This window comes from Desulfocastanea catecholica, assembly GCF_054657295.1.
Window position 1 is genome coordinate 26,839 of record NZ_BAAHYZ010000004.1, and the last position, 21,575, is coordinate 48,413.

At 50.2% G+C, this 21,575-nt stretch carries 17 protein-coding genes; 8 read left to right on the forward strand and 9 right to left on the reverse strand.

Translation table 11 applies throughout. From position 1 onward, the window contains the following. Positions 1 to 86 precede the first annotated feature (86 nt). From ACYQ8U_RS04870 to ACYQ8U_RS04880, 3 genes are all read left to right on the forward strand, one after another. The gene (locus ACYQ8U_RS04870) at positions 87 to 2,003 is read left to right on the forward strand and encodes an ASKHA domain-containing protein (RefSeq protein WP_459944395.1); all 1,917 of its coding nucleotides are present in this window, start codon (positions 87 to 89) and stop codon (positions 2,001 to 2,003) included. A 116-nt stretch (positions 2,004 to 2,119) separates the two neighbouring features. Continuing rightward, entirely contained in the window at positions 2,120 to 4,267 is a 2,148-nt protein-coding gene (locus ACYQ8U_RS04875; protein ID WP_459944396.1) for a cache domain-containing protein, read from the forward strand. Further along, entirely contained in the window at positions 4,264 to 5,694 is a 1,431-nt protein-coding gene (locus tag ACYQ8U_RS04880; protein ID WP_459944397.1) for a sigma-54-dependent transcriptional regulator, read from the forward strand. Before ACYQ8U_RS04875 ends, ACYQ8U_RS04880 begins: the two co-directional genes overlap by 4 nt. Before the next feature lie 49 nt (positions 5,695 to 5,743). On the opposite strand, the gene ACYQ8U_RS04885 is transcribed toward ACYQ8U_RS04880, so the two are convergent. Continuing rightward, positions 5,744 to 5,875, reverse strand: coding sequence for a hypothetical protein (locus ACYQ8U_RS04885; protein ID WP_459944398.1), 132 nt, complete (start codon positions 5,873 to 5,875; stop codon positions 5,744 to 5,746). A gap of 201 nt (positions 5,876 to 6,076) precedes the next feature. On the opposite strand from ACYQ8U_RS04885, the gene ACYQ8U_RS04890 reads away from it, so the two are divergent. From ACYQ8U_RS04890 to ACYQ8U_RS04910, 5 genes are all read left to right on the forward strand, one after another. Continuing rightward, complete coding sequence (locus ACYQ8U_RS04890) at positions 6,077 to 7,273, forward strand: ABC transporter substrate-binding protein (protein ID WP_459944592.1); 1,197 nt, start codon at positions 6,077 to 6,079, stop codon at positions 7,271 to 7,273. 93 nt (positions 7,274 to 7,366) lie between these two features. Next, positions 7,367 to 8,254: a branched-chain amino acid ABC transporter permease gene (locus ACYQ8U_RS04895; RefSeq protein ID WP_459944399.1), complete on the forward strand. Its 888-nt coding sequence runs from the start codon at positions 7,367 to 7,369 to the stop codon at positions 8,252 to 8,254. A 25-nt stretch (positions 8,255 to 8,279) separates the two neighbouring features. After that, positions 8,280 to 9,287, forward strand: a complete 1,008-nt coding sequence (locus ACYQ8U_RS04900; RefSeq protein WP_459944400.1) for a branched-chain amino acid ABC transporter permease — start codon at positions 8,280 to 8,282, stop codon at positions 9,285 to 9,287. 79 nt (positions 9,288 to 9,366) lie between these two features. Next, a complete protein-coding gene (locus ACYQ8U_RS04905; protein WP_459944401.1) occupies positions 9,367 to 10,092 on the forward strand; it encodes an ABC transporter ATP-binding protein in 726 nt (241 codons plus the stop codon). After that, positions 10,079 to 10,789: an ABC transporter ATP-binding protein gene (locus tag ACYQ8U_RS04910; protein WP_459944402.1), complete on the forward strand. Its 711-nt coding sequence runs from the start codon at positions 10,079 to 10,081 to the stop codon at positions 10,787 to 10,789. Before ACYQ8U_RS04905 ends, ACYQ8U_RS04910 begins: the two co-directional genes overlap by 14 nt. 218 nt (positions 10,790 to 11,007) lie before the next feature. Here ACYQ8U_RS04910 and ACYQ8U_RS04915 read toward each other — a convergent pair whose 3' ends face one another. From ACYQ8U_RS04915 to ACYQ8U_RS04950, 8 genes are all read right to left on the reverse strand, one after another. After that, on the reverse strand, positions 11,008 to 11,526 hold the full coding sequence (locus ACYQ8U_RS04915; protein WP_459944403.1) for a universal stress protein: 519 nt from the start codon (positions 11,524 to 11,526) through the stop codon (positions 11,008 to 11,010). Between the two features lie 79 nt (positions 11,527 to 11,605). Further along, complete coding sequence (locus ACYQ8U_RS04920; protein WP_459944404.1) at positions 11,606 to 12,928, reverse strand: TRAP transporter large permease; 1,323 nt, start codon at positions 12,926 to 12,928, stop codon at positions 11,606 to 11,608. Continuing rightward, the gene (locus ACYQ8U_RS04925; RefSeq protein WP_459944405.1) at positions 12,925 to 13,434 is read right to left on the reverse strand and encodes a TRAP transporter small permease subunit; all 510 of its coding nucleotides are present in this window, start codon (positions 13,432 to 13,434) and stop codon (positions 12,925 to 12,927) included. Before ACYQ8U_RS04925 ends, ACYQ8U_RS04920 begins: the two co-directional genes overlap by 4 nt. A 69-nt stretch (positions 13,435 to 13,503) precedes the next feature. Further along, positions 13,504 to 14,532 carry a TRAP transporter substrate-binding protein gene (locus tag ACYQ8U_RS04930; RefSeq protein WP_459944406.1) on the reverse strand — a complete coding sequence of 343 codons (1,029 nt, stop codon included), beginning with the start codon at positions 14,530 to 14,532 and terminating at the stop codon, positions 13,504 to 13,506. Between the two features lie 285 nt (positions 14,533 to 14,817). Then, positions 14,818 to 15,588, reverse strand: coding sequence for a CoA-transferase subunit beta (locus ACYQ8U_RS04935; protein WP_459944407.1), 771 nt, complete (start codon positions 15,586 to 15,588; stop codon positions 14,818 to 14,820). A gap of 43 nt (positions 15,589 to 15,631) precedes the next feature. Further along, entirely contained in the window at positions 15,632 to 16,609 is a 978-nt protein-coding gene (locus ACYQ8U_RS04940; RefSeq protein WP_459944408.1) for a CoA transferase subunit A, read from the reverse strand. Between the two features lie 473 nt (positions 16,610 to 17,082). Next, the gene (locus ACYQ8U_RS04945) at positions 17,083 to 17,862 is read right to left on the reverse strand and encodes an IclR family transcriptional regulator (protein WP_459944409.1); all 780 of its coding nucleotides are present in this window, start codon (positions 17,860 to 17,862) and stop codon (positions 17,083 to 17,085) included. Between the two features lie 535 nt (positions 17,863 to 18,397). Then, positions 18,398 to 21,535 carry an NAD-glutamate dehydrogenase domain-containing protein gene (locus ACYQ8U_RS04950; protein WP_459944410.1) on the reverse strand — a complete coding sequence of 1,046 codons (3,138 nt, stop codon included), beginning with the start codon at positions 21,533 to 21,535 and terminating at the stop codon, positions 18,398 to 18,400. Between the last annotated feature and the right edge of the window lie 40 nt (positions 21,536 to 21,575).

Genomic DNA, 21,575 nt, shown 5'->3' on the forward strand with positions numbered 1-21,575 from the left:
CTCGTTTTGCATCAAATTTATTTATTGACTCGATCATCTTCATTGTTAAGATAAAAGAAATCAATGAACCAACACCCAAAAAAACTATGGAACATACCGTCTCTTTCCTGCCGGACAACATTACCGTTCGTGTTTCTTCCGGTGAAAACCTCCTGACCGCTGCCGCCTTAGCCGGGGTCTATATTCCTGCATCGTGCGGGGGAGACGGCGTGTGCCGGAAGTGCAAGGTCGAACTTATCCAAGGCGAACTGCACGCGCAGAATACCAGCAGCCTCAGCCAGGATCAGATCAGCAAGGGCACTCGACTGGCCTGTATTTCAACGGTTTTTTCCGATGTGACCATCCGTGTTCCGGAGATCGTCCGGTCAGACGGAACGGCACTCAAAGCAAAACCGAAAACCACCAGGGCAATTTCCACCAAATCGCAGGAAAACCTTGTCGGTATCTGGCAAATATCCCCTCCGGTTCGTAAACTGTACCTTACACTTCCGCCGCCGACGCTCGATGACAACATTCCCGATATGCAGCGTCTGATCAGAGGCATCAGCCGGACCGCGCCGGGGATGCAGGAGCCGGATTATGACCATCCGGAGCTTATCCACGACCTGTCGATGACCCTTCGGGAAAGCGACTGGCAGGTGACCGTCATCCTGTTGCAGGGGAAGCGGGCCAATGAGCCGGAGCGGATTATTGCCGTTGAGCCGGGCGACACCACCGACCAGCTGTATGGCCTGGCCCTCGACCTCGGTACGACAACGATCAGCGGCGTGCTCATTGACCTGAACAGCGGTCGGGTCATTGCCGAGGCATCCGCATACAACTCGCAGATCGGTTATGGCGAGGATGTCATTTCACGGATCATCTACTCGCAACGCACCGGCGGTTTGCGTGCCCTGCAGGAAAAGGCCGTACATACAATCAACAACATCATCGAGGAAGTGTGCCGCACAGTCATCATCAGCCCCAGTGATATCAACTATATCATGGCGGCCGGCAACACGGTGATGGCCCATCTGCTGCTCGGCATTAATCCGAAATTCATCCGGGAAGCGCCCTACGTCCCCGGCGTCAGCCAGTTCCCGCTGACCAAGGCTGCCGCGCTGGGGATCATGGCCCATCCTTCCGTCCGGCTGTTTCTCTACCCGTGTATCGCCTCCTTTGTCGGCGGCGATATTGTTGCCGGGGTTCACGCCTGCGGTATGCACAGGAGTGAGAAGATCAGCCTTTTTATCGATATCGGCACCAATGGAGAGATCGTCGTCGGTAATCGCGACTGGATGGTCTGCGCCGCCTGTTCGGCCGGACCCGCCTTTGAAGGGGGCGGTATCAAATACGGCATGCGGGCGAGCAGCGGGGCAATCGAAAACATCCATATCCATTCGGACACGCTGAATCCGATGATTGTCACTATCGGCAACACCAACCCCAGAGGGATCTGCGGTTCCGGAGTGATCGCCATTGTTCCCGAGCTGCTCGAGGCGGGAATCATCGACCGACGGGGCAAGTTTACCGACCATAAGCAACACCATAGGATCAGAAAAGGCGCCGATGGCTGGGAATACGTTATCGCCTGGGCACACGACACGATGATCGGAGAGGACATCGTCATCACCGAGATCGACCTGGATAACCTGATCCGGGCGAAAGGGGCCATGTTCGCCGGCTACCAGACCCTGCTGGAATCGGTCGGCATCGGGTTTGCCGATGTAGAGCGGATTATTCTCGCCGGCAATTTCGGGGCGCATATCGACCTCGAAAGGGCCATCGCCATCGGCCTGCTTCCGGACATCGACAGGGAGCGCTTCTATTACCTCGGCAACGCATCCATGCTCGGCTGCCAGATCAGCCTGACCGATCACATCCGGTTCAGAGAACGAACAGCGGTACGCAGAATCATGACCAATCTTGAGCTGTCCGATAACCTCAACTTCATGAACTACTACATGGCGGCGCTGTTTCTGCCGCACACCGACAGCCGTCTCTTTCCTTCCTTGTCGTATTGATTCCCGCTTGTTAGCAGCTTGTCCCCTTTTTGGACCAAGTATTGCAAAGCAATCAACGAGTCCGCAGATAAAAACTGTTATTTCTCGAAACCCTCAGCTCGACATTTCGGCATGTTATGATTCTAAGATCAAAAAAACACATTATCACCCTGGCCATCCTGACAGCGGTGATTTTCGTCGTTGCCGGCATCAACTATAGAATCACCCAGCATATAGTTGAAAAAACCATCGCCGCACAGCAGGAAGATCTGGCGATCAAGGCGGCGGATACGGTGGAGATGTGGCTCGAACAGCAGATGAAAATTCTCACCGCCACCGCCGACTCGGTTGTCCTCGGTTCCCTCGGGCAGAACGAAGAGACGATGAAACCACTGAAAATGGCTATGAAAGCCGGTCATTTCACCGATGTGTATATCGGCAGAAAAGACGGCGTGCTGCTCGACGGTGCGGACTGGCTGCCTCCCGATGGCTATGATCCCCGCAACCGTCCATGGTACCGGCGGGCCGTTGCGGTTGGCAGTATGAGTTTTACCACACCGTATATTGATTTAGTGACCAACAAGATGGTCATTGCCCTGGTGAAACCTCTGGTCGTCGACGGCCAAATCGTCGGCGTCATGGGTGCGGACACGGTCCTCGACAGCCTGGTGCAGAATGTTTTGAACCTGAAGATCGGCGAGTCCGGGTACGGATTCATCGTCGAGAGAAACGGCACCATCCTCGTCCATCCCAGCGAGGAGTATGTCATGCACGAAAAAATACAGAATATTGAACTGGACCTGGCGGACAAACTGGACCGCTTTATCAGCGGCGATATCGGCACGGTCACCTACCATGGCCAAGACCGGCAGAATCATGTGCTGTCCTTTAGTCTCATTGCCAATTCCGACTGGTTCATGTGCGTCACCGCCCCCCGCGCTGAGGCCTATTCCCTGACCCGCAAGACAACGATGATCTTTGCCACGGAAATAGCCCTCAGGGTTTTAGGGATCCTGGCACTCATTGCCCTGGTGGTGGTCAGCGGCAGCGCCCTGGTGCTGTTTCTTTTCAGCAAGAGATACAGTTCGGCCATCCAGCAGCACCAGCAAGAGCTGACCGGTATAAACAAGGACCTCGAATGGAACATTATCAAAAGAAAGGAAGTCGAGACCTATTATCAGACCCTGTTTAATGTAGCCAATGACGCGATTCTCATCAGCAAAGACAGCCGCATTGCCGAATGCAACCAGAAGACCATGGAGGTCTTCGGTTTTGCCAAAGAGGTAATGCTCGGCAAGAGCATGCTCGACCTGTCCCCCCTGTACCAGCCCGATGGCGTGCCGAGCAAAGAGAAGCTGCAGGACATTCTGCACGCCTCGCATGAAGGGGAACAGCAGATATTCAGATGGGCGTTCATCAGAGCTGACGGGGTGGAGTTTCCCGCCTCGATCAGCCTGAAGATCTTCCAACTCAACGAAGAGGAACTGACCCTGTCAAGCATCAGGGATATCTCCAAACGGGTCGATGCCGAGGGGCAGCTGATGCAGGCGCAGAAGATGGCCGCGGTCGGAGAAATGCTGGCAATCATCGCCCACCAATGGCGCCAGCCCTTAAATACCCTTTCGACCTATATTTCCAGCCTGCAGGCGGCACAATACAATGATATGCTCAATAAATCCTTTGTCGAAAAACTGGTGTCCGGCGCCAATGGCCAGATTCATTTCATGTCGAAAACGATTGACGACTTCAGGAATTTTTTCAAGCCGTCCAAGACAAAAGGACCGGTCGATGTGCTGGAGGTGGTGATCAGTGCGGTGAAGCTCATGGAGGCGCAGATGAAACATGGCGGCATCTCGCTGACCGTCAACAATAAGAGCGGGTCGAGTTCCCTGTTTGTCTTTGGCTATCGGGGCGAATTTGTCCACGTCCTGGTGAATATTATCGCCAATGCCAAGGATGCGATCTGCCAGCATGCCGCCGAAGCAGCCGATGCCGACGGGCAGCCGACAGCCAAGAAAATTGCCATTACCGTCGGCAGCGACGAACAGACGGTTTTACTGCACATCAGTGACAGCGGCGGCGGCATTCCCGAGCATCTGCTGCTGCAGATATTCAATCCGTACTTCACCACCAAGGGTGCCTCGTCCGGCACCGGCATGGGGCTGTATATGGCCAAAATGATCGTGGAAAAAGAGATGAACGGCGAACTGCTGGCGGAAAATACCGAGGCGGGCGCCAGATTTACCATCAAACTGAAAAAAATGATAATGGAAAACAAGACATGATTACCGCAAAAATGAAAAACTGCCAGATACTGCTGGTCGATGATGAACCGGCCGAATTGGAAGCGTACAGCCTGTTGCTCACCTCCCTGGGCATGAAGAATGTCCGGACCCTCAGTGACAGCCGCCATGTCCTGACCACGCTGGAAAGCATGCATTCGCCCGTGCTGTTCCTCGACCTGAATATGCCGCATATGAGCGGACAGGAGGTTTTGCGGCAGCTGAAAATACACAGGCCGCAGATCCCGGTCATCATCGTCACCGCCGACTCGGAGATCGAAACAGCCGTCGAGTGCCTGAAGCTTGGCGCGCAGGATTATCTCGTTAAACCGATCGATTTAAAAATGTTCAGCTCGGCCCTGCGGAATGCCCTGGAGATTGGCCTGCTGCGCAATGAAGTGATGTCGCTGAAGGGGATCTCGTTCAGCAGCAGGGAGTACAGCAACAAGGCCTTTGACCGCATCGTCACCAAAAGCCCGCTGATGTTCGGCCTGTTCCAGTACATCGAGTCTATCGCCACCAGCGGCCTGCCGACGCTGATCCTCGGAGAGACGGGATCGGGCAAGGAACTTATCGCCAAGGCCATCCACGAGGTAAGCGGCCTGCCGGGCGAATTCGTCGCGGTCGACATCTCCGGCCTCGACGACACCCTGTTCTCCGACACCCTGTTCGGCCATGCCAGAGGGGCCTATACCGGCGCCGATACGGTGCGCGCCGGAATGATCGAAAAGGCCGCCGACGGCACCATTTTTCTCGACGAGATCGGTGATCTCAGTGAAGTCTCCCAGGTAAAACTTTTGCGCCTGCTCCAGGAGAAGATCTACTATCCCCTGGGCTCGGATCAGCCGAAACAATGCCATGCACGCATCATTACCGCCGCCAATAAGGATCTCACCAGGCTCGCCGGCCAGGATGGCGAGTTCAGGATGGACCTGTACTACCGACTCAGTACCCACCTGCTCAAGGTACCGCCGCTGCGCGACCGACGAGAAGACATCCCTCTCCTCGTCGAGCATCTGATAGCCGATGGCGCGGCGACGATGCATAAAGACATCCCGACAATCAGCCCGCAGGCCATGAACCTGCTGCTGCGCCACCCCTTCTGGGGAAATATCCGCGAGCTGAAAGCGTATATCTCCGATGCCGTGGCCCGCTGTAGCCATGGCCACATCCAGGAGCATCTGATCGCCGAGCGACTCGCCGGTGCAACCCCCATAACCACCGGTGCCCTGGAAAAAACCACCCCCCTTGAATCCCTGTTCGGCCACTTCCCGACCCTGGACGAACTGGTCGACTATGCGGTTGAAATGGCCTTGAATGTCTCGGAAAACAACCAAAGTCAGGCCTCGCGCCTGCTGGGGGTTTCCCGGCAGGCCCTGAACAAGAGATTAAAAAAGAAAACGGCAACCTCCGTTGACGATGGTTTTTGATACCCATTATTTTCATGCGTTATTGCCGTTGCCTTGTTCAAAAAACGTGTCAACCATAGTTGACAACGTCAACCATGGTTGACGCCACGGGTTGACACGCCCTGCCTCCGCGCGCGACCAGACCGCCGATTTCCCTCCTGCAGTTCCTGAAAAACGACCCCTCCGGTTTATAAGAATCCATGGCACACTACTTGCGTTGATGTCCGACTAGAAGGATCTGTGCCGAGGAATGTTTCGGTGCGGCAAACTCCAGTTCATCAACAGTGCCTGGTGAATGTCTCCACGCCTGTATCCACGCCTGTATCCACGCTTATAAGGCGGAAAATCAAACCGAGAGGAACCTATGAACATCTTACGCACACTTGCTATCCCAGCCCTGGCAATGTCTGTACTTGCCGGCTCGTATGCCACCGGTCATGCCGAAAACGTCAAGATCGGCAATATCATTCCCCTTTCCGGCCCGTCAGCAACCCTCGGCCAACAGGGCAAGGCAGCACGTGAAATGGCCGTGGAAGAGATCAACGCCGCCGGCGGTATCCAGTCGCTTGGGGGCGCGAAGTTCGAGCTGGTCTTTGCCGATTCGGAGTCCAAACCGGAAAAGGGCGTTGCCGAGGCCGAGCGTCTTATCAACACCGAGAAGGTGCATGTGCTCACCGGCTGCTGGAACAGCGCCGTAACCTATCCGACCACGGCGGTTGCCGAGCGTTACGGCATTCCCTTTGTCGTACCGGTCTCCGTCTCTGATAAAATTACCGAACAGGGCTTTAAAACCGTCTTCAGAATCGCCGCCAAGGATAGCTGGTGGACCCGCGATCAGTTCTCTTTCTTAAAAGATATGGAAGCAGAATTCGGCACGAAGGTGGAGCGTATTGCCTTTGTCTACGAGAATGGTGACTGGGGTAAAGGCTTTGCCGGACAGTGGAAAGACCTGGCCGAAAAAGGCGGCTATAAGGTCGTGCTGGACGAACCATATCCATCAACAGCAACCGATCTGAGCCCGGTGGTCCAGAAAATTCGCCGCTCAAAAGCCGATGTGCTGATGCTCGTTTCCAATGCCGCCGATGCCATTCTGCTGACCAATACCCTCGCCGATTATAAAGTCAATTTGAAGGCAATCATCGCCAGCGGCGGCGGCCATGCCGACCCTTCTTTTCTGCAGACCACCGGCAAGAATGCGCAGTATCTCTTCGATATCGTTGAGTGGGAAACCGACGTCAACAAGCCCGGGGCAAAAGAGACCAATGACAAATATAAGGCCAAATACGGTCAGAATCTGACCGGGGAAGCGGTTGACGCCTATGTCGCCATGTATGTGCTGAAAGACGCCCTGGAGCGTGCCGCATCCCTTGAGCCGGAAAAGATCAGAGAAGCACTGGCCGCCACCGATCTCTCTTCCGGTCCCGGCATGATTGTCGGCTACGATGCAGTCAAATTCGACCAGACCGGCCAGAATGAAAATGCCTCCCTGGTCATGGTCCAGGTCAATGATGTCGGCAATGGTCTGGAGCGGATCACCATCTGGCCGAAATCAGCGCGCCGGGCCGGGTACACCCCGGTCTTCCCAATGCCGAACAAATAACCGCTGCATTATGTTTTAGTTCCGTTCCTACCGGAGCAGAGGCTGCTCCTCTGCTCCGGATGCTTGCTTTTTTTGTTTTCCAGGGAGACAATCATGCTCTATATCATTGAGGACTCCATCAACGGCATCCTGATGGGATCTATCTATGGCCTGACGGCCATGGGGCTGACAATCATCTTCGGCGTGCTGAAAGTGGTCAACTTTGCCCATGGCTCGATGTTAATGGTGGGAATGTATCTGGCCTACTGGACGGTGACCCTTTCCGGCATCCACCCCTATCTGGCAATTGTCCTCGTTGCCCCGGCGATGTTTCTCTTCGGCTATTACCTGCAGAATATTGTTATCAAGCCAATCTTTATTGCTGAAAAGAATGTTCGCGAACCCCTCACCGTCATCATTGTCACGACGGGGATCTGGTATATTCTCGACAATATGACCCTGCTGATTTTCGGGCCGCAGTATCGTTCCCTGTCTGACAATCCACTGAGCGGTCAAATGCTGGAAATCGGCGAGATATTTATCTCCGTGCCCAAGCTGTATGGCTGTATTACCGCTCTGATCACCGCACTTGGCATCTACTGGTTCTTTCAGAAAACCGATATGGGCCGGGCGATCCGGGCGACCAGCATGGACCGGGAAGCGGCCAGTCTCATGGGCATCAACCAGTACAAGATTTATAATGTGGCCTTCGGTATCGGGGCGGCAACGGCAGGCATTGCCGCGGTCACCCTGGTGCCGTTTTACAATGTCTTTCCGACGGTAGGCGTCCTGTTCGACATCAAGGGCTTTATCATCGTCGTCCTCGGCGGGCTCGGCTCCATTGGCGGAGCCCTGGTCGGCGGCATTATTATCGGCCTGATCGAATCCGTCGGGCCGCAATTTATGACAGCCACCTGGACCGAAGCTATTGTCTACGGACTGTTTCTTGTCGTGCTGTTCGTCAAGCCTTCAGGGTTATTTGGCCAGAAACATGACTGGTAACCGATAAAACAAGGATAACTCTCCAATGAATCCGAAACAAATCAATAAAATAGCCCTGATAGCTATCCTGCTTATCGCCTTTGGCCTGCCGCTGGTTATCCGGAGTGCCACCTATCTGCATATTCTGGTGCTGCTGTTCTTTTATGCCTATCTGACAACCAGCTGGAACCTTGTCGGCGGCTTTGCCGGGGTGCTGCCGCTGGGCCATGCCGCCTTTGTCGGCATCGGCGCCTACTCCTCGACCATCCTTTTTCTGCAATACGGCATCAGTCCCTGGATCGGCATGCTGGTCGGCGGGGTGCTGGCAACCTTGGCCGGGGTGTTGATCGGTCTGCCGACCTTTAAGATGCGGGGGGCTTACTTCGCCCTGGCCACCATTGCCTTTGCCGAAGGGTTCCGGGTGATCGTCGAAAATGTCGACTACCTCGGTCCGTTCAAGATCAACGGTCCCCGCGGCCTGCAGATCCCGCCGCTGGATACCGGGCTGGAAAATTTCCTGTTCACGACCAAGGAACCCTACTATTACATCATTCTTGTCATGCTCATTGCCGTGCTCATTCTCACCTACGTTATCTCCCGATCAAAACTCGGTTACTATCTCAATGCCGGCGGGGAGGAACCGGAGGCGGCCATGGCGCTCGGGGTCAACGTGGCCCGGGCAAAACTGATCGCCATGGCCATGAGTTCCTTTCTGACCGCCCTGGCCGGTACCTTTTATGCCCAGTTCACCCTCTATATCCACCCGAAGAGTATCATCTCCCTCGACCTGTCGTTTGAAATCGCCTTTATTGCCCTGATCGGCGGACGCGGTTCGATCGCCGGACCGATTCTTGGTGCACTCTTGCTCAGGCCGGTCGGCGATTTCTCACGTATCTATTTCGGCGATACCCTGCCGGGTATGCACCTGGTCATCTTCGGTCTGGTCCTGATCCTGGTGATGCATTACCAGCCTCGAGGCCTGCAGGAGCCGCTCACCCGGTTATACACCAATCTGGTGCAGCGTATAACCCAAACACCCCACAAAAGGGTATAAGAACCTTCAAACAGATTGTATTCCTGCAAAAAACAAGAAAACAAGCTGTAAGGTTCTAAAAACGACTGGGAGATAAGACATGATTCTTCTTGAAGTAAGCGGTATGACAAAACAGTTTGGCGGCCTAAGGGCGGTTGATTCTCTGGATCTGAGCATAGAAAAGGGCCAGATTTTTGGACTGATCGGACCAAACGGCGCGGGGAAATCGACTGCCTTCAATTGTATTGCCGGGGCCTTCGCCCCGACAGCCGGCGTCATTACCTTCAACAATGAAAGGATAAACGGTCAGAAGCCGTGGGATCTGTGCAAGAAGGGATTGGCCCGCACCTTCCAGATCGTCAAGCCATTTGCTTCCAAAAGCGTATTATACAACGTTATGGTCGCAAGTTTTGTGACGACCAACAGCCGTTCGGTGGCCGAGGAAAAAGCCCTCAAGGTTCTCGAATCGCTCAGTTTCGCCGACAAGAAAGATGTCCTGTCCGGCAACCTGACTATCGCCGACCGGAAAAGACTGGAGATTGCCCGAGCCCTGGCCACGGAACCGAAACTCCTGCTGCTCGACGAGGTTATGGCCGGTCTGCGCCCCGCCGAGGTGGACGACATGGTTCAGGTTTTGAAAGCCATTCGCGACCAGGGCACGACTATTTTTGTCATCGAACACATCATGCGGGCCATCATGGCCCTGTCCGATCGAATAGTCGTCATCCAGTTCGGCAAAAAAATCGCCGAGGGGACACCGAAAGAAATCGCCAACAACGAAAATGTTATTAAAGCCTACCTGGGAGAAGATTATGCCGCTGCTTGAAGTGAACAACATCGACGTTTCCTATGGCGATGTCCAGGTCATCTTCGATCTGTCACTCAAGGTCGAAAAAGGGGAAGTCGTCAGTATTATCGGCGGCAATGGTGCAGGAAAATCGACCCTCCTGCGAACACTTTCCGGGCTGATGTCGACATCGGCCGGGAACATCAGCTTTGCTGGGCAGCCGATCCACAACCATACCCCCGAGGACATAGTCACCAGTGGCATTATCCACGTTCCGGAAGGACGCCGTCTGTTTCCGCTGATGAGTGTCAAGGATAACCTGATTGTCGGCGCCTATAACAGGCGCGCCAAAAAGGATACCCTGCTCACCCTGAAAAAAGTCTACGAACTGCTGCCTCGCCTGCAAGAAAGGGAAAACCAGATTGCCATGACCCTCTCCGGCGGCGAACAGCAGATGGTGGCCATCGGCCGAGGCCTCATGGCCCAGCCGCATCTGCTCATGCTCGATGAACCGTCCCTCGGTCTGGCACCGATTCTCATCAAGGACATTTTCGAGACGGTGCGCAAGATCGCCGATCAGGGCACAACCGTGCTCATGGTCGAGCAGGATGTGAAACATTCGCTTAGTTTAAGTGATCGCGGCTACGTGCTGGAACATGGCCGGGTGGTCATGGAGGGCAAAGCCGTCGACCTGATCGACGACCCGCATGTGAAAGAAGCATATTTAGGTATTTAGTCGTTGGGCATTTAGCCGTGCATCGTTTTTGTCAGGAGCCGGTCCGAGAAGAGGTATTTTATCTCAGATCAAGGCATTTCAGAAAAATAAGCACAGCCATATATTGAATATCGGAGTCTTCGCTTACCTGCGAGCATTATGTTTCTGAAACAACGCGGAGCTGGGGAAAAAGGGCATTCTCGGACAGCCTCCTAGTGCGCAGTACAGCCCCAGGACAATTATGAAGTGACTGAGGGCACAACCGTTACCGGAATTTTGGCCCTTTTCAAAACACCTTTTGTCGTACGCCCTACGGATGTTTTGGAAAACAGGTTCTCGTGGCCACCAAGTACAATCAAATCACATTTATGTATCTTGGCATTATGTAATATATCTTCAACAATTTCACCCTGGCTGACTATAATTTCACGAGATTGGATATCACAGGAATCATCAGCGATACCTTCCTGTTTGCAGAAATCATGTATGGCCTTCCTGACCATTGCGTTTGTGGAAGTTTTACCAAGGAGGGATTTATGCGCAGACATTTTATGGGAATTAATCATTTCCTCCCATTGATGCGTACCAACCAGATTTTTTACCCTTTCATCCACATGCTCAGGTAATTTTTCCATAACATAGAGCATATAGATTTTAGCATGAAAACGAACTGCCATAGCTATTGTATAGTCAAGGGCCTGCTGGCAACTTGATGACAAATCTGTAGCAAAGAGAATCGACCTGATTGGTTTTAGCATGATATTTTATTCCTATTCAAAATAACTACTTAAAAAAACAGTATACACCTCCTTCCGGAGATCACAAAAAATTTGCGGCTTACATACCAACAAATGAAGGAAGCCACAAGACTATTGCAGGAAATACCATAACAAGGATCAGACACAAGGCCTGGATTCCAATAAAGGGCCAGACGGATTTATAAATATCGCCCATTGTAACTCCCGGGGGCACCACTCCTTTCATATAAAACAGGACGAATCCAAAGGGTGGTGTCAGATACGCCATTTGCATATTGACAATAAAAAGGATACCAAACCAGAGGGGATCAAAGCCGAGGAGAGTTATTAACGGAACGTAAATGGGGACCGTAATCATAATGATGGGAAGATCATCCATCACCATTCCCAGCAAAAAGAAACTCAACATCATGGCAATCAGAACGGACCAGCGGTTCAATCCGATGGAATCGATGAGATCTTTCAAAAGGAGGGGGAGTCCGAGTGTATTGACCACAGCGGAAAAGGCAAGTGTTCCGATAATAATCCACATGACCATACTGGTCAAAAAAGCAGCGCTTTCAGCTGCACTCGAGACTACCTCCATGCTTTTCTTGAGGGATTTCTTCCTCAAAAAAACAATTGCCATTGCAACAACCGCTCCGACGGCAGCTGCCTCGGTAGGAGTTGCCAGCCCTGAAAAGATAGTGCCCATGATGGAAAATATCAGGACGAACGGCATGACCAGATTTTTCACCGAAGCAAATTTTTCTCCCCAGGACGCCCTTTCTTCAACGGGGATTGGCGGTGCAAGGGCAGGGTTTATCAGACTTCTTATAAGGATATAGACAATAAAGAGAGAAGCCAATAATAATCCCGGGATAATACCGGCTAAAAACATTTTCCCGATGGAGAGGTTGGATAAGGATGCATACACAATCATGGTCACACTGGGCGGAATTAAAAAACCCAGGGCACCGCCTCCGGAAATGCAACCAATAGCCAGGGAGGTTTTATAATTTCTTTTCAGCATTGCCGGCAGGGCGATCAGGCCCATTGTGACCGTTGCAGCACCGACGATACCTACCATGGCGGCGAATATTACACAGATCAACACGGTGCCGATGGCAAGCCCGCCGGGCAAGGGGCCAAGCCACTTGTAGATCATTTCAAAAATTTCATCGGCAATACCTGATTTTTCTAATAGACAGCCAATGAAAATAAATAACGGGATGGCCAGAAGAATGATACTGGTCATGTTTTCAATGATCGATGGCGGCAGCATTTGTAAAAATCTGGGCCCATTTATCAGATAGAGGGTCAAAATACCCACACTTCCCAGGGTAAAGGCAACCGGTGTCCGCAGCACGAAAAGGACAATGACGGCCGTAAACATGAGCAATACGATTAAAGCGGGATTCATTGCACGCTCCCTTTTTTAAATTCCAAAATGATTTTGCCAAAATCGGCAAATATCTGCAGGATAAAAAACACAGCACCAAGCGGCAGCAGCGCTTTCACAGGCCATAAAATCGGAGCAAAGAGGGTGTGGGAATGCTGATTTGTCACAAAGGCATGCCAGGCAAATTTATATCCCTGCCAGAAGAGAATAACAAACATAAAAAGGGCGACGATAGAGACTATGATATCCGCCGTGAACTTCACTTTTTTGGGAAAGTACTGATAGATAATATCAACGGCAACATGCCCTTTTGTAAGAAGGACCCAGCCACCGGTCAGAGCAACATAGGCTGCAAAAAGATACCCACACAATTCATGAACCCAGATGGTCGGGCTTTGAAGAAAATACCGTGCAATGACTTCATAAACCATCAGAAACATGAAAACAAAAATCAAGTTACTGGCTGCCTTGCCGACTATTTTGTTCAATTTTTCTATGAAAAATATTATTTTTTCAATAGCTTGCATTTCAAATCCTAATATTTGTTCCCTTTGGATATCATACAGTGTGATACCCAAAGGGATAATATGGCTTATTTACTGAACGTACCCACGACTTTTCAGATCCTTTTTCACAAGGGCAATATAGTCAGCAGAAAGTTTGTCTGTGGTCAGTTCTTCATCCCACATTTTGACGGCGGTCTTAATCCAGTGTTGGAGAACATCGTCGGGAAGCTGTATGAATTGCGTACCCGCATCGGTCATTTTGCTCATTACATCTGCGTTTTCCGCATTAAATGCTTTCACCATATTCACCGCAGAATCCTTAAGCGCTTGTTCAAATATCACTCGCAGGTCCGCAGGAAGCTCGTTCACTCTGTCCTGATTGGCAATGACTTCACAGTTCTGGGCTCCAGATATATATGGAGTCGTCTGAAATTTTGCCACCTCATAGGTTTTGCCCAGATAGCTTTCGAGATGATTTCCGCTGATTTCAGCATCAATAGTTCCCCGGGAGAGGGCCACATAGATCTCAGAGAAAGGAATGAAAACAGTAGGAATATCCATCTTCTGCAAGGTTTTTGCGATGGTACCCGAAGCCCTGACCTTCATTTTTTTCAAATCATCCCAGGTTTGAATGGGTTTTTTAGAAACGATGGTATAGCCGTCCATAACCAGTGGCGCCCCATAAAAAACATTTTTTGTGGCATAGCTATCCCTGAGGAAGGTCAGGGTCTCATCCTGATAGATGAAATCCATGATATCATCTACCCCCCTGGGATCTCCAGGCAATGCGAAAGCTGTAGCTGCAACCGGCAAGATACCAGCATGATACGTGGAACAGGTGGTCCCCATATCGATAGAGCCCATTCCCACGGATTCAAAAATAGACGGCCCTTTGACAAGGGCCCCTGACGGCAGAACCTGAATGGTTATCCGGCCACCGCTCTTTTCCTTCACATCTGCCGCCAATTGCGTCATGGCTAAAGTTGCTGGATGATTCAGAGAAAACATGTTCTGCATCGTGAATTTGTAGGTCTTTTCGGCATAAGCAGAGGTCATCATCATTGAGATAGCTACGGCTATTACAAAACTGAACGACAACCTTTTCTTGTTTTTTGACATCGTTTTCTCCCTCTAAAAATGTGTTTTTAAGGTAGTTTCATGTATTTGCTTTTTACAAAGGTGTAAAAGAAACACAAATCCACCCTCTTCTTTTCTGACCAGATGACGTACATACAGTGCCTTCAAAACCCAATTTTGGCTGAACGTATCTTGACCAGCTGGCTTCACATAGCATACACTCTATTCTCTCTTGAAACTTCCTCTACTCATAACAGTTCCATTTGATTTTTAAGACTCACATTGAACCAACACCTTGTTTTAGCGGATACCCCTCGTGTCTATTTTTTACCTACCGATGATCAACCTCTGGGGGTCACATTTTTCACGGAGAATACGCAGTTCTTCCTTTGAAGGCGGTATCAACTCCTTTGCCTGTGAAATATCCACAGGAAAGGACATGTTTTCTAGAATTTTCTCTGGAGTAATACCAGGATAATAGCTCTCCAAAACCATTTTTCTTGTGGTTTTATCAAAACCCATGATGGCCATATCGGTAATCACTTTTGACGGTCCTTTTCCTGGCAGCCCTGCGCGTTCACGTCCACCGGGGCCGTCCAGCCAACCAGGGCTTGTCAGGTAGTCAACCTTGTCGACAAATTTTCTTTTTTCGTGCTGCATGAAAATAATGCTCTCATCCACAAAAGATGCGACGTCACAGGCTCCACCGCTGCCGGAAAACCTGACGTTTGGTTGATGATAATCGCCAATAACCGTTGAATTGAGATTACCGTAGCAATCGATTTGAGCAGCACCCATGATTCCGACCACCATTCTCCCGGTTTTTTTATTCTGCATGTATGCAAAAGCATCGGCAAGATTGCCGTTCACCGCTGTATAATACATGACCCTCGGGTCGGCCACGGCCATAGGAAGCTCTTCAAGGAGAGAGTCGATGGCTCCTGTTTCAAAAAAGAGAGTGCTGTTTGGAGCATTGATATGTTTTGCGGCCATGGCAGCGACCATGGAAATACCTGTGCCGCAAAAAGTGATAGCACCGTCCGGGATCTCTCTGGCTGCGGCAATGGTCATGAGTTCTCTTAAGGTATAATCAGCCATTGCCGGCGCTCTCCTTGGTTGTTTGAAATGGTTTTGGCATTGTTTATTTTCTGTCAAGGTTAACGGCATAACCGGTCCTCGGATCTGCCTTGATGGTTTTCAGGCGGAGGCTTCCTGCGACATCAAGGCGCTCCTGGTGGTTTTTTGTCCCGTGGATATAATCGTCAAGATATCTTTGATACAGGCTTTCATCGGAGGCGATTTTTTTATAGTCATTGAGAAAAAACGGGTCATAATCGTAGAAGTTGTAACAGGCAGTGGGATAAGCGCCCCATGGCAGATGCACCACGGCATCGACACAAAAATGGGGAATCTGATTGGTGTCAGGCTTTAGTTTCATTTCATGGGAAGAGACAAGTTCCTCGCAGGTAACGATCAGATATTTTGCTGCTTTGGCCTGTTCCACGTCTGCCATGGTCAGACCCTGTATCCTTGCTGTGCCATGCTCGTCTGCCTGTTGTACATGGATAATAGTGACATCAGGATTAATGGCAGGCACAAAGACCAGGGTTTCGCTATCAGTCCACCCCTTAAATGGATTATCACTCACGATGAGTTTATCATCGGGAATTCGGGAATCTTTCCGTCTAAGTTCCTTAGAGAATCCCCATTTACTGATAATATCGGTTCCCAGGGATGAACGGGTGGGCAGAAATGGCACCCCCATGGCCCCAGCCTGGAATCTTAAGGTCATTTGATAGTTAGAATAATCTTCGACCAGAATAGTCCCCTCCTGCACCGCACGTTTAAATCTTATACAGGTAGGTGCAAATCGGCCGTTTCCCGCGTAGGCAATCTCAACTTTTTCAACACATCCGGCCCCAACAAGCTCGTCAACACCCTGGCCGTTAGAGTGGGCATAGAGGTGCATTTTTTTCCTGCCCTGGCGAATGATCTCATAAACGGCACCCATAGGGTTTCTGTTCACAGTGAAACCACCGATGGACAGATGACAGCCATCGGTAACAAAAGCTGCGATAGCCGAGGAAAGATCCATCAATTTTTCAGATCTGATTGTCATTACCTTTCCTAAGGAGAGAGATGATACGTAAAATCGCGTTTCCAGGAGCCCTAGCAAGATTCCTGGCCATATTCAAACATCATTTGCAACAACACTAGCTTTTCCATACCAATAACGCAATACATTTCTGCAATGCGGTTTATATTTTTTATATGTTTCTTTTTACAGCATTATAATTCCGCAGTGCAGAATTAAAACACATTTCTCTTTCTATCTTTATTAACATGTCTGTAATTGCTGTTTATAGGATACGGCAGATGAGTGGATTTTATCCTTTGCTCTTCGGCGGATACGGCAAAGAAAGCGCAAGGCATCAAGCAGAAGGTGGATACAAGAACTTGTGGTTATAAATGACGCCTGGGGGCCATCACCAAGTCGACCGAGAATCATGGAATTATGGTCAGGAGGACTTTGCCCCTTGGTGTGAAAGCAGATTACATTTTCATTGAGGGAGGTTTTGCCGACATTGACCTTTACCTGTGTCTCATTGCCGTTTTGACATTTGCGACCAGATTGAGCAGACGGGGTCCGATATCATCCTCAAGCTCCTGGGCCCGCAGCTGAAAAGAGGCGCCGCTGCAGCTGAAGACAATGATTTCCGATCCCTCCTCGGGTACGAGAGGGACGGCGATGGCATTGGACTCCGGCCGCCAATCGCCGATGGAAAGGCAATACCCCTTTTCCTTAAATTCAATTAGAGCTCTGTCCATCCCCTCTTTGATAACCGGCCAATTTTCCTCATCGCTTAAACGAATTTCCTTCATCAGCTCCTGCCGCTGTTCTTCTGGGAGAGCAGCCAGATAGGCCCTTCCCATGGAGGTGGTGGCAATACTGATCTGGGAGCCGACATCGAGTTGCACTGCATAGGTAGAGGAATTGCGATAGGTGTCAATATACACCATGCTCAGGCGGTCACGCACGCCGAAGTTAACTGATGCCTGGGTGTGCTCGGCCAGTGCCTGCATCAGCGGCCGAGCGATCTTGCGGACATCCATTTGGGCCAGACTCGCATAACTCAGGCTGATCACCGCCGTACTGAGCCGGTATTTGTTGTGCTCAGCCAAAAACTCCAGATACCCTTTATCGCAAAGAGTATAGGTGAGCCTTGATACGGTGGACTTAGCCAGGCCGGTCCGCTCTGCGATCTGGTTATTGCCCAAAAAAGGGTCTCCGGCGCCGAAGCATCTGAGCACATCAAGGCCTCTCGCGAGGGCGGTAACGAATTTTCGTTCCTTTTGACTGTTGTCGTTCATATTTTTTCCTCTGGTTGTCGTCACGTCGATTCTACGGACCGCTTATCCAATGGGTATGGGTTCAATACTGCCGACCAGGTGCCACTAATACTTCCCCCCCAGACACTTGTCAATCGATGCGGAATATCTTTAAGCGCAATAGATGCAGCCAAAGATATCGACATCATTCATGATTCCTTTGTTCGACAAAGCCCTGCAAAATCGCCACCCAAACTGGGTAAGCTGAGTAGCAGAGCGCCGGCAAAGAGCAACAGGGACATACAGCACGGCTTGGTGACTATTGTTTTTGGGTTGTCCTATGACAAGATTGAACATCCCTCAACGCAATCGGCAGAGAGATTTTCATTGCAGAGCTCCTCCCCTTTGATAGTACGCGACAGAAGCATCAAAGGAACAGGAGTAATCGACCTGGGGTTCTGGTCGTTGGCAACGGCGAAGGCCTCGATCTTTATGATGGATCGCCTAGACTCGTATTATAGCCATTTCAGGTATCTCAGCCTGACGGCTGAGATACCCACTGTGGTTTTCCTTATTACTATTGCAATGCCTTGTAGAGCGGCGCAAGAAAATCCTTGTTTAATTCCTTCAGGAAACTCTCCCAGGTGTTGCCAAATCGGTAGAAGGCCATTGAGGCAAGTTTCTTGGTGACAATAGCATTACGGTATGCCTGCAACTCAGGGGTGCTAAAAATCGCCATTATAGTCTCTCGTCCGAGTTTGTTAATGAGCACCGACGGGACATAGTGCGTCATCACCAGCCAGACCAGCTCTTCATCGGCCAGTATCTTATCAAGCCGACCCACCAGGATGTTTTGCAAGGCGAAAATCTGCTCACTGGTTCTCTCTGAAAGGTCAAACAGAGGAACAGCAGGATCGGTGTCGTGGATCTGCAGGAGAAGATTTGTTTCCAATCGGGAATATCGTTCAACAAGATGGAGAATATCTTTAATCAACGCCCATCGTGTTTTTGTGTCATTCAGCAGTTCTTCCTCATATTTTTCCTGGAACAGAAAACCGGTGAGAACTTCGGCGATGGAACTACTGAAAACACCGCCTTTATTAGCGGTGGAATCCTTCACCTGCTTAATGTCGGTCGATGTGGCGATATAACGTCTTGCGACATCATCAAAAAAGACGTTCGCGCCTTCAACAATAAACCTAAGCTCTTGAAAATTATCTACAAATTGCTTTACATTTCGTTGGTTAACGGTATCTTTAAAGCCCCCGCAAGGGATGAACGCTTTAATGTTCGCCTGGCTGATATATTTTCTGTTTTTGACGTTGGCTAGAAAGGTGCGGTGAAACAACGCTCCATCGTCAATAATTGTGCCATCCGGAAGAGTAATGTTCTTTGCCGAAATCGGCACCTTAAACCCCTGGGCAGTCAATTTTTCCACAGGGAAAATTGACGAATTCGCCCTTGGCGATGAGTTTCTCTGGAATGCAATCTTCATCAGCTCCTTTTTGTCGAGACCAAGGGGGTCAAAAAGGATTGATCCGCCGTCGATTACCAGACAGATATTGCCCTTGTAGCACTGTATTTCATTGGCACCGAGATCACCGTCAGGTCCACCGGTAATCATCAGGTTCAGATCCTCTTCCTTGGCATTATAATGTGAGATAAGCGAACGGAACGAGCTCATGATACAGGTGGTTGTCATACCGCTGGATTCAATTCGTCCGCCGATTCTATTGTAGATTTCGTCCATATCATTGGTGAGGATAACTGAGGTGCCATCAATCTGCAGCTCAACCCCTTTGTCCTCATGGCTATACAGACCAAAGAGATCGCCGGTGTCAAGAAGACCAAAAGTATCATGCGGTATACCAAAACTTTTCCCGGTGGTAAGTGTTCGCCAGTGAGGATATCCACGTTCCTTGGCACGCAGGGCCACAGCATCCATCAGCGGTGCAGTCCCCTCATCCGGCCCGAAGAAAATCAGTTCGGGTTTGCCGTAATAATCGACAATAGAGTCGTCAAGCAGCATGAGATCCATGATGCCTTCGGTATAATCATAGAGTGACTCCATCGAGTAACTGGAATACTGCGGATGGGGGACAACAACACCTTTTGACCCGCTCTCACAGATGTCCTTATGCTTCAACCGCTGAGCCTTAGGTCCAAGGGCATAATTCAACAGCACCGCATTATCCAGCTCGGTCTCATGATTGGCAGGAGAAACGCGAAGAAGCCGCAAACCTCCTCTGGATATGTCGTCAGCCCGCATATGCGTACCACAGCCGTAATGTCCGTTGACATAAAAAATACCGTGCACGAATTGACTGAACACCAATGGATCGAGAATAGCATTATCGAAACGGAAAGAAAAAGAGCGCTTTTCATCTTTGTAAAAATTGGTCTTCAGAGTACTGGTGACCAGTTTAAACATGAATTTAAAGATGTCGTAACCTAGACTGAAATCTATAAACCTTGAGGTAATTATTTTATCGAATTCCTGCCATTTTTTTTCAAGCTGTTCACTGTTGATCTGGACCGAGGATTTCGGGTCATATTTCTCGGCAAATATTTTATAGAGAAACTTGATCAGATCTATATTTTTTTTCACCGTGCATTCAATCAGAGAAGTCCCATATGTCGACTTATTCGAATTCTGCAGTCGTTTGGCAAAGGCTTCCCGGTGGTCTTTGTTCGACAGGTTCTCAAGTATCTCTTTATCAGTCGCATTTTCGCTTTCTTTGAAGATGAACATGTGAGTGAAGTCGATGGCGTTGCCGGCAAAGAGCATTTCCTGGAAGGTAATGTCTCCTTGTAAATACAAATCCTTTGCACCGTTGATGGCAAAGGCCAAAACTGATCGAAGATCGGCAAGCAATGAAGCTTCTTTGGCTCGGGACAGTTCTCCCTGTATATAGAGGGCACACACAGAAGAAGGTACCGAAGATTTAACCAGATAAGGTTCCCAGTAGGCACGCAACAGAGTGAGATCGTGATCGGCGAGCACTTTTCTCAATAGAGGAAGCTGAGGTGTCTCAAAGTCACTGTTGAACATCAACCGTGTCTCTCCGGTCTCCGGCAGGTTGAATACCTCAATGAGCGGAGATACCGCTTTTTCATGCTTTACCAGAAATTTTTCATATCTCACCCTGGTCGGCTCCGGCATTTCTTCAAAATCTCCAGCAAGGCTAAAGAGAAATTTCGACCCGGCAAACTGCGTCTTGGTAAAATCGGTCACTGTTTCGGGACGGATGAGATACGTGTAATACTGACTTTCGGGGCTGTAATAATATTCCCGCCGATGTCCGGTAATAAGCTCCTCAAGCACCGATTCCATGGTGTCACGGGTTTTTTCGGTGGCTATCCTGACTCGCTCCCGAAGCGTATTGTTTTCCTGGGTAAGGTCAAAATCTACATGTGCCACACGGCCAACAAGAACTACTTTGCCGTCGACCAGCTTGATACTTGTGGCAATGGACTGCAGGAGGTTGATCAATGAGTCTTTCTGAATGTGCTGGAAAAAATACAGCGGAAGACCGAGATCATTGAGGAGAATTCCCGCCGCCATATTTATGCAGTTGGCGGTGAGAAGCCCCTTTGAGGACAGATCAATAACAGCTTCATAAAGAATCCGGGGATCCAGGCCGACACTCTGGGCTTTATTGATGATATCGGCGCCCTGGGTGACAGATTCCGTAATGCTTACAGGTTTGTTCATAGTACCCTCCTTTGGAGTACAGACCAAATCATTATTTTTC